The sequence below is a fragment of the Pseudoduganella ginsengisoli genome (assembly GCF_009720865.1).
GTDB classification, from domain to species: domain Bacteria; phylum Pseudomonadota; class Gammaproteobacteria; order Burkholderiales; family Burkholderiaceae_D; genus Rugamonas; species Rugamonas ginsengisoli.
The window spans coordinates 1-371 of sequence record NZ_WNLA01000095.1; the positions used below are offsets into that span (position 1 = coordinate 1).

The 371-nt window shown below is 61.7% G+C and carries 1 protein-coding gene; it reads right to left on the reverse strand.

The annotated features are described in order from the left end of the window. A partial coding sequence (locus GM668_RS30350; RefSeq protein ID WP_155442694.1) for an AMP-binding protein occupies positions 1 to 371 on the reverse strand: 371 nt, incomplete at both ends.

The window sequence follows — 371 nt, forward strand, 5'->3', positions numbered from 1 at the left end:
CGCAGCTGGTTAAGGTTCGCGCCATCCTGCTCGGCGCTTTCCGCCAGCAGTTCAGCCAGTTGCGGCACCGTGTTCCACAGTGTGACGCCGTGCTGTTGCATCAACGCTAACCAGTGTTCCGGCTGTTTGGTCTTGGCCTGGTCAGGGAAGACAATCGCGCCGCCCGCCGCCAGCAAGCCAAACAAGTCGTACACCGACAAGTCAAAGCTCAGTTCGGACAAGGCCAGCACGCGGTCATCCGGACCCACGCTAAAGCGCTGGTTGACGGCGTCGATGGTGTTGAGCGCGCCGCGATGGCTGATGCTTACACCCTTCGGCACGCCGGTCGAGCCGGACGTAAAGATCACATACGCCAAATCGTCCGGCGCCAC